This window comes from Streptomyces calidiresistens (assembly GCF_014141525.1).
Classification (GTDB): Bacteria; Actinomycetota; Actinomycetes; order Streptomycetales; family Streptomycetaceae; genus Streptomyces; species Streptomyces calidiresistens.
On the sequence record NZ_VKHS01001501.1, the window covers coordinates 1 to 544 of the forward strand.

A 544-nucleotide genomic window follows, 5' to 3' on the forward strand; every position below is an offset into this window, starting at 1 on the left:
GCCCGGCCCCCTGGGCGCGGGGGCTGACGGCGAACATCCCGAAGTAGGCGTGGCACGCGCCATCCGTTTCCCCATCGGCGGACCCCTCCTCCCCGCCGACTCTCCGCGCCAGATGACAACAGGCGAGCGGCGGGGTGCCGTCCCCGCGCTCGGCCAGCAGGATCCGACCGTCGGTCGCGGCCACCAGCCCCGTCACCTCATCGACATCGGTGCGCTGCCCGTCCAGCAGATCCGCCTCCGTCGTCCATCCCTCCCGGCTCGAGTCGCCCCGGTACGCGGATTCCACCAGGGCCACCACGGCACGGACGTCCTCGGGCCCGGCGCGCCGGATGCGGAGCGCGGTGGCCCCGCCGGGGCGCGGCGGGCCGGCCGGATCGGTACCGGGGCGCGGTCCGCCCGGCAGCCGATCCCCGGGTGCGGAGGTCTCGGACATGGGCCGATCGTAGCCGGCGCAACGCCGGACCGGGCGGGGGCGCCCGGGAAAACGGGAAAAGCCGGAACCCGGGAGAAGGCCCGCGCGAAGGGGGAGCAGCTGTCTCTTATA

At 75.4% G+C, this 544-nt stretch carries 1 protein-coding gene; it reads right to left on the reverse strand.

Annotation, left to right across the window (positions count from 1 at the left end):
* Positions 1–433, reverse strand: a 433-nt coding sequence (locus FOE67_RS28020; protein WP_498370731.1) for a GNAT family N-acetyltransferase, incomplete at its 3' end; no start/stop codon positions are given.
* Positions 434–544 lie beyond the last annotated feature (111 nt).